6 protein-coding genes are annotated in these 8,221 nt (G+C 41.2%); 3 read left to right on the forward strand and 3 right to left on the reverse strand.

All coding sequences use genetic code 11. The annotated features are described in order from the left end of the window. Positions 1–342 precede the first annotated feature (342 nt). Both P20429_RS09790 and P20429_RS09785 read right to left on the reverse strand, forming a co-directional pair. The gene (locus tag P20429_RS09790) at positions 343–522 is read right to left on the reverse strand and encodes a DUF6435 family protein (protein WP_007583346.1); all 180 of its coding nucleotides are present in this window, start codon (positions 520–522) and stop codon (positions 343–345) included. Positions 523–698: 176 nt separating this feature from the next. Then, positions 699–1,874 carry a PQQ-dependent sugar dehydrogenase gene (locus tag P20429_RS09785; protein WP_007583348.1) on the reverse strand — a complete coding sequence of 392 codons (1,176 nt, stop codon included), beginning with the start codon at positions 1,872–1,874 and terminating at the stop codon, positions 699–701. Positions 1,875–2,148: 274 nt separating this feature from the next. Between P20429_RS09785 and P20429_RS09780 the strand changes: the two genes are divergently transcribed. From P20429_RS09780 to P20429_RS09770, 3 genes are all read left to right on the forward strand, one after another. Further along, positions 2,149–3,192, forward strand: coding sequence for a flavin reductase family protein (locus P20429_RS09780; protein WP_007583353.1), 1,044 nt, complete (start codon positions 2,149–2,151; stop codon positions 3,190–3,192). Continuing rightward, on the forward strand, positions 3,189–4,241 hold the full coding sequence (locus P20429_RS09775) for an acyl-CoA desaturase (protein WP_007583355.1): 1,053 nt from the start codon (positions 3,189–3,191) through the stop codon (positions 4,239–4,241). The genes P20429_RS09780 and P20429_RS09775 overlap by 4 nt, the downstream gene beginning before the upstream one ends. A 200-nt stretch (positions 4,242–4,441) precedes the next feature. Continuing rightward, positions 4,442–5,443: a branched-chain amino acid aminotransferase gene (locus P20429_RS09770; protein ID WP_258172047.1), complete on the forward strand. Its 1,002-nt coding sequence runs from the start codon at positions 4,442–4,444 to the stop codon at positions 5,441–5,443. A gap of 81 nt (positions 5,444–5,524) precedes the next feature. Here P20429_RS09770 and P20429_RS09765 read toward each other — a convergent pair whose 3' ends face one another. Beyond that, positions 5,525–8,107 carry a TonB-dependent siderophore receptor gene (locus P20429_RS09765; protein WP_007583358.1) on the reverse strand — a complete coding sequence of 861 codons (2,583 nt, stop codon included), beginning with the start codon at positions 8,105–8,107 and terminating at the stop codon, positions 5,525–5,527. Positions 8,108–8,221: the final 114 nt, after the last annotated feature.

An 8,221-nucleotide genomic window follows, 5' to 3' on the forward strand; every position in this document is an offset into this window, starting at 1 on the left:
CACATTGCGAGTATTAAACTTTAAGTCGGGCTGTTCTTTTAATAATATGCAAAAAAGAGGAAGACGTCCTCATTTTTTGACTTATGAGGAAAAACGCCAGCACGGTACATAAATGCAGCAATTAAGTATTTAAAATGAAAACCAAATCCGATTTTAAATCATTTAATAGTCACTAAAAAACGCCAGCGATAACGTAAGTAACCGCTTTAAGCACACTTGTTTGTGTGAGCATATTATAAAAGGTGGTTTAGGGATGGTGGAAGTTGTAAAAACGAGGTTATGAGCTATTTACTAAACGCGTCTTCCTTTTTTTGAAACAGGGTAGACGCGTTTAAATATTATTTATTTGGCTTTTTTAGCTTCTAGAATTTCTATTTCACTCCAGATCTTTTCGGCTTCTGCACTTAACATGGCGAAGCTTTTAATGTCGCCTTTTCTTTGTGCCTGCATGCCTTGCTCTAGTTTTACGTCGTATTCTTTACGCAGTTTTTTTATTGGGTCAGGCTTTAAAAATGAAAACATTAGTATTCTCTTAATTTATTAAATTATATGTAGTTAGTGTACGCATTAATGGGCTTAATAGTTCTTTGTTGGTGAAAATGTTTACTTTGCGCTTTTAAAGCGCAGAGTAAACACGGTGTAATTATTAACGTACTGTGTGCTAGTTTTGGTTCTAGTTCTAGTTCTAGTGCTGGTGTTTATGTTTCTGGCTCTAGGCGTTTAATACCTTGGCCATCAATACCTAAATAAATAAAACCATCACTGCCTTGGGCTAAGCTACGTACTCTGCCAATGCCATTGAGTATTTTATATTGCTTAACAACACTGCCCTTTGAGAGTTCCAGTGCGCTAATGAATGCAAATTTCATTGATGCTAGTAATAGCTTACCTTTAAGCTTTGGGTATTTATCACTCGTTACATACAACATATCGGATGGCGCAATAGAAGGAGTCCAATGTAATTCGGGCGATTGCATGCCGTCTTTTTCTTTAAGGTCGGTAAACTTGGTGCCGCTGTAGTTAACGCCATAACTGACTAAAGGCCATCCGTAGTTAGCGCCTTTTTTTATTGTGTTAAGTTCATCGCCGCCGCGTGGCCCGTGTTCGTGAGACCATAAAATATTGTTTTGATTATCAAACCACATGCCTTGTGGATTACGGTGCCCATAAGACCATGCCGCATGTTTTGCATCTTTTTGTTTAACAAACGGATTGTCGCTTGGGATACTACCATCTTCGTGTAAGCGATAAATTTTACCGCCATCACGGGTGAGGTCTTGCGGGTTTATGTCGCGCGAGCCGCGATCGCCAATTGAAAAATAAACATAACCTTTATCATCAAACACAATACGGCTGCCGTAGTGCTGGCCTTTGGTACTATTATGCTCGCCTTTGTATAGCAATTGCTGATCTGACAACTGCGTATGATCGCTACTTAGCTTAGCGCGCATTAAGGCGGTGCTACTTCCGCTTTCTTTGCCCTCACTACTTGAGTAACTAAAGTACAGCCATTGGTTTTGCTTACTATCGGTGTGTAGTGATAAATCAAGCAATCCACCTTGGCCATTAGCGTCAATGTCGGGCAGCCCTGAAACCTTAGTTAACGTAGTGGTATTTTTAGGTAATAAAAATAACGTTCCGCTGCGCTCAGATATTAGCAAATCACCATTAGCTAAAGGCTCAATAGCCCAAGGTATAACCACACCTTCTGCCGCTGTTATTGCGTTAACGCTAAGCGATAAAGTATCTAGCTTTTTGTAGTCTTTTACGTAATCGCTTTTTGCATTCGCGGGTGCATTAATAGCAAATATAGCAACGGCTAAGCCTGCACTTATTAGTTTAGGGAGTGTGTTATGTGACATTAAATTTATCATTATGGCTTCCAAAATTAATTCAATCTTACATAACCTTATCATGGCATAAATAAATTTGTTAAGTGTTGAGTTGAATGAAAAATACACACTTATATATTTTAAAATTATCTCTTCACAGGAAATTGTTTTAGCAAATTGCGCTAATAAAAAATTGAATAATTACTCTATTGGGGTTGAAAACTTAAAATTTCAGCGTACACTTGTGCGCTGAAGTTTGAGCGTACACGTGTAAGTTCAAAAATTAAGTATTTTACGACCCAAGAGATTAATAGTGATGATAATTAAAGTATTAAACCAATTTTCAAAATGGTTTTTACACCATCAAAGTTTTGCAGGCTATATAGAGCCAATAATGCAGGTGTTTAAACCTGCGTGGCGTGCAGGGCAGTTTAGAGCGCAAGTTGTTAATACGACGGTGCTTAATGGTGGCTTTTTAAGTGTACAACTTAAGCCAAGCAAACAATGGCCAGCACATACGCCAGGGCAGCACATTAGCTTAACGCTTGAAATTAATGGGCGATTATTAACACGCGTTTTTACCGTGGCTTCAAGCGCTCAGCAATTTAAAAATACAGGTTTGGTGCGCTTACTAATCAAAACAAATGTGCAAGGGCGCTTTACTGGCTTACTAAGCAGCGCATTAAAAGCGGGTTTATGGTGCAATATTTCTGCGCCAAACGGCGACTTTGTATTTAAAAACACACACACGCCAGCCACTTTTATTGCCGGTGGGTCGGGTATAACACCTATGCTGGCTATGCTTGATGATTACTTAAGCCAAACTACGCAAAAAGTGTCGTTAGTGTATTACGCAAAAGCCACTGAGCATCAATGTGTTGATGAGCTAAGTGAGTTGGCAGCGCAATTTGAGCATTTTTCGTTTTTATTATTAACGCGTGAGCAATCAAGCGATATAACCAGCAATATTAAGCCGTGGGAAAACCCAGACATTTACTGCTGTGGTCCTGCAGCATTTATGCAAACAGTGAGTGATTTTGCTAAAACGCATAAGCTAAATTATTACCAAGAAGCATTTGGTTTAGCGCTACCTAGCTTAAACGACGATAGCCAATTTAATGTAAAAATTAACGCCAGTGCCCATGTTGTATCGGGCAACGATGTTTTACTACCTCAGTTTGAAGAAAAAAAGCTACCCGTTAAACGCGGTTGCGGTATTGGTATTTGTCATCAATGCCAATGTATTAAAAAGTCAGGCGTGGTACGTAATTTAAAAACAGGTGAATTGAGTGACAACGGCGAGCAGTTAATACAACTTTGCGTAAGCCAACCTGTTAGTGATTTGGAGTTACAATTATGAAAAACATTAACTATGACATGCTCGCAAGCGAGCTAGATGCCATTAAAATGGACACCCTTGGCAAAGTAGGCCAACAAGATGCTGACTACATTCGCTCTGTTGTGCGCAAACAGCGAGTGTGTGAATGGAGCGGGCGAATTTTACTTATGCTTGGTTTTATTCAGCCACTATTGTGGGTTGCAGGCGTGCTGCTATTAGCACTTGCTAAAATTTTAGACAATATGGAAATTGGCCACAATGTAATGCATGGTCAATACGATTGGATGAACGACAAGCAACTTAACTCACAGCATTATGAATGGGACATAGCGTGCGACGGGCAAAGTTGGCACCGCGTTCATAACTTTGAGCACCATACGTATACTAATATTATTGGTAAAGACAGAGACTTTGGTTATGGCTTGTTGCGCCTGAGCGATGATTTTAAGTGGCGTTTTAAAAATGTATGGCAGTTTTTTACGTATATTAATTTAAGTGTGTTATTTCAGTGGGGCGTGTCGTATCACGAGTTGGCTGCAGAGCGTGTTTTTATTGGTAAAAAGAAAGAAAACCGCGAAGGGCTTGTTTCACACTCAACATTAAAGCAGCGCTTTTTTAGTAAAGGCGCTCGCCAATTAATTAAAGATTATGCGATATTTCCGTTACTTGCAGGGCCTTTATTTTTATGGGTATTGGCCGGTAATTTAGTAGCCAACTTAATCCGTAATTTATGGACATCGACCATAATATTTTGTGGTCACTTTACTGAAGAAACGCAAACTTTTAAACAAGAAGACTGCGTAAACGAAACCCAAGGGCAGTGGTATTACCGCCAAGTACTGGGTTCGTCTAATATTAAAGGACCGCATTGGTTTCATGTTTTAACAGGGCATTTGAGCTGCCAAATAGAGCATCATTTATTTCCTGATATGCCGTCTTCGCGCTATCAAGAAGTTGCACCTCAAGTACAGGCCGTTTTGAAAAAACACGGTATTGATTATCATACAGGTGGTTTTTTTAGACAGTATACGTCGGTGTTAAAACGTATTATTAAATATTCGTTTAAATAAACATGTTTTAATTAACGAATGAAAAAATCGGTCTGTGTAACTACACTGACCGATTTTTTTGTTTATTGCACTCAATACGGTTGATTAGTAAACAGCACTTGCAAAAAATTCTCATAGTTAATTAAAAAAGCCTTACTTTAGCTATGGTTAAATAGCGTGTGATTGTCATACAATGGAGGGAAATAGACCACACAAGAGAGATTAAAATGGCCGTATTTGGTACCGTGTTTATGCCGCAGATGATTCAAGCTCGTTTTTCTGATAATAAATGGAGCGAAAGCTCAATTGTCCCTTCCGATAAACTTGAACTTCATGCTGGTGCGCACGTTCTTCATTATTCAAGTACATGTTTTGAAGGCTTAAAAGCCTTTCGCCATGAAGATGGTTCTGTTTATCTTTTTAGAATGGATGCAAACATTGCACGCATGCAACAAAGCTCAGCGCTATTAAGCTTACCGAGTTTTGACAGCGATATGCTAAAAACGATGATTATCGATATTATGCGCGAATACGCAGATGAAACGCCATTACCGCCGGGCTCTATGTATATTCGCCCAACGCACATTGGTACTGAGGCTGCAATTGGTAAAGCGGCAGCGCCATCAATGAGCTCACTTTTATACACGTTACTATCGCCAGTAGGTGATTACTTTGCCGGTGGCGCAACTGCACTGCGCGTACTGCTTGAAGAAGATGGCATGCGCTGCGCTCCGCACATGGGTATGGTAAAAAGTGGTGGTAACTACGCCAGTGCTCTAGCACCTATTAGTGCTGCACGAACTAAGTATCAAGCAGATCAAATTTTATTTTGCCCAGGTGGCGACGTACAAGAAACCGGTGCTGCTAACTTTATACTTATTGATGGCAACGAAATTATTACTAAAGCGCTTGATAGCACGTTTTTACACGGTGTAACGCGTAATAGTATTTTAACCATAGCCAAAGATTTAGGTATGACGGTAAGCGAGCGTAACTTTAGCGTTACTGAGCTACTAGAGCGTGCTGCTAAACCAGGTACTGAAGCGGCGCTTTCGGGCACTGCAGCTGTACTAACTGCTGTGGGTACATTTATTCATAACGATAAAGAATACAAAGTAGGTACTGGCGAGCCAGGCCCAACTACTGCGCGCCTTCGCCAAGCATTGAACGATATTCAATGGGGTAAAAGTGAAGACAAGCACGGCTGGTTAACTAAAATCTAATTATAGATTTAATAGCAACTCGCATTAAAAAGCCACCTAATCGGTGGCTTTTGTGTGTTTGGTTACTTTAAGCTGTGCTTATTAGAACTTCATTTCTATTTTACCGTACACGTAGCGTCCGTTAAATCCGTACGGCGAGAAGCTAGAGTAAGCAAATAAACGTGAGAAGGTGGTTACATCGTCAACATTTTCACGGGTTGCATCTGGGTAAACATCAAAAATGTTATTAGCACCTAAGCTAAGCGATACGTTTTCACTAAGCGAGTAGGCGACATCTAAGTCGGTTATCCATTTAGGCTTAAGCACTTCGTTACGTTCTGGGATATCTGAAGGGTCTTGAGTTTCACCGTAACGTGTTGTTCTAAGCGTTGTACGTATGTCGTCGTTAGTCCACGTTGCACTTAAGTTGTACTTATTACGCGGTGTGCTTACTTCAAAGCGACGCAGCTCATTACCAGAGAATAAGTTGTCTTGATCAAACCCAGCGCCTTGTAGTTCTGCTGGTGGGTCGATGATATTTGTTACTTCATTTTTGCCGTAGTTGTAACCTAGGTTAAAGGCTAAATCGCCGTAACCATCGGTTGCTACATTATAAGAAGCTACAACATCAACACCGCGCGTTTTACTGTCAATTGCATTTAAGAAGAAACGACCTTGGTTAGCGCCTGTGCCTTGAAGTAAATCGGCAATAGCATCGCCCGATAAGTTGTTTGATAACACAATGCGGTCATCAATTAATATTTGGTAGTAATCAACCGATAAGCTGAAATTAAAGTCGGTAGACCATGTAAAACCAACGCCGTAGTTTGTTGCTTCTTCAGCATCAAGACCCGGTGAGCCCAGTGCTTTTGCTACATCGCTGCTTGGTGCAAAGGTACCTGTTTCGGTTGGTTCGCCATCAACAAATACAGTGGCTACTGAGGTAAAGTATTGCTGCTGCAAAGAAGGTGCTCTAAAACCAGTAGATACAGAGGCGCGTAGTGCTAGGTCTTCAGTTAATGAATAACGAGTTGCAATTTTACCGTTAAGTGTATCGCCAAAGTCTGAGTAATCTTCATAACGGGCGGCAACCGCTAAATTCCAATCGTCGGTTAGGTAGGTTTCAAGGTCTATATACAAGCTCACGTTGTGGCGGCTATTGTCGCCCTCAGATTCGGGTGTAAACCCTGGGAATACTTGTGCGCCCGCTGCGCCAAATGGGCCATCAATTGGGTCGGTTACTGCGCCTCCTGGGCCAAATGTACCTTGTGCATATGAAGCTTCTTCGCCTGCATCGATTTGGTATCCTTCGCGGCGATACTCAGCACCTACAGCTACACTTACCGAGCTTTCTAAAAAGCTGACGTCTACCTCGCGGCTAAAATCAACGTTTAAAGTAAGTTGATCGTAGGTAAGTGTTCCTGCATCAAAGCTTGTTTGGCTAGTAGGGCCATATGAGGTATTTAAGCTATTTATAACACCAAACTCAAATGCATCTTGACCATATACGGCCGATACATCGTAATTCCATTCACTTACAAAACCTTTAGCGCCAAGTGCCAGTGAAAAGTCATCTATGTCTGAGGTAATAACAGGTAAAAAGCCATCAGGGTACACTTCTTCTATATTACGGTTATCGCTTGCACGGCGATAAAACCCGCCGCCTTCGCCTTCACGTTTGCTGTAAGAGCCAAACGAATATAAATCGACTTCGTTTGTTAACTGGTAACCTGCGTTATAAAACATTGAAAAATCTTCAACATCGCCATTACCAAAGTTATGGTTATACCGATTTACGGTAAGTTCACGTGGGTCAAGCGCGCCATCTACTGAACCGTCATCTATGCGTGCGTAGTTTTCACGGTTATCGTAGTCTGAGCGGTTAGTTGAATGGCGGTCGCGGTATTCTGTTGAAATGTTTAAAAAGCCATTATCACCAAGCTCAAACCCTATATTACCTTGCAGCGTTAATGTTTGACCATCGGTTAAAGAGCGATCGCCCCCTTCGGTAAAGGCTAAATTACCATCACTGCCTTCAGAAACTGATTTTAGCTGTGGTACACCGTCCATTTCGGTTACGTTAGCACCATATATAGCCGCAACTGAACCACCACTGCTGGCACTTTTAAGTACAATATTAATAACACCAGCTATAGCGTCAGAGCCATATTGCGCTGCTGCACCATCGCGTAATACTTCAATACGGGCAATAGCATTTGCAGGTATCGCATTTAAGTCAACCGATGATGAACCACGACCCGTTGAGCCATTTAAGTTAAGTAATGCGTTGCTGTGGCGGCGTTTGCCATTAACAAGCACTAAGGTGTGATCGGGTGCTAAGCCACGAAGCTGAGCGGGGCGTACATGGTCGCTGCCATCAGTAAGTGATGCTTGTGGGAAGTTAAAGCTGGGTAATAAACTGCTAAGTAGGGCATTCGTTTCAGTAAAGCCTGAATTTTTAAGTGCATCTGCACCAATTATATCGATGGGTACTGCGCTGTCTTCTACTGTACGGCCTAATCGGCGAGAGCCAATTACGCTTATTTGTTCGATGTTTTCTTCTGCTTTAGTGTCTTGCTCTGCAGCATTTACGCAGAGCGAACCAAGTAGTGCAGCAGACGCGCTCATTGCGAGTAATATTTGTGGTACCGATTGCTGTAATTTAAATAACGGTTTTCTATTCATGCTGTATTTCCCCATACCCATTGAATTATTTTATTTTTGTACAAAAAGATTAATACCAACCCGCAATAATACTTAATCATTTTTAGGGGCTAAACGTGCCGTTACCTGCGTTAA

The sequence above is a fragment of the Pseudoalteromonas sp. BSi20429 genome (genome assembly GCF_000238895.1).
Classification (GTDB): Bacteria; Pseudomonadota; Gammaproteobacteria; order Enterobacterales; family Alteromonadaceae; genus Pseudoalteromonas; species Pseudoalteromonas arctica.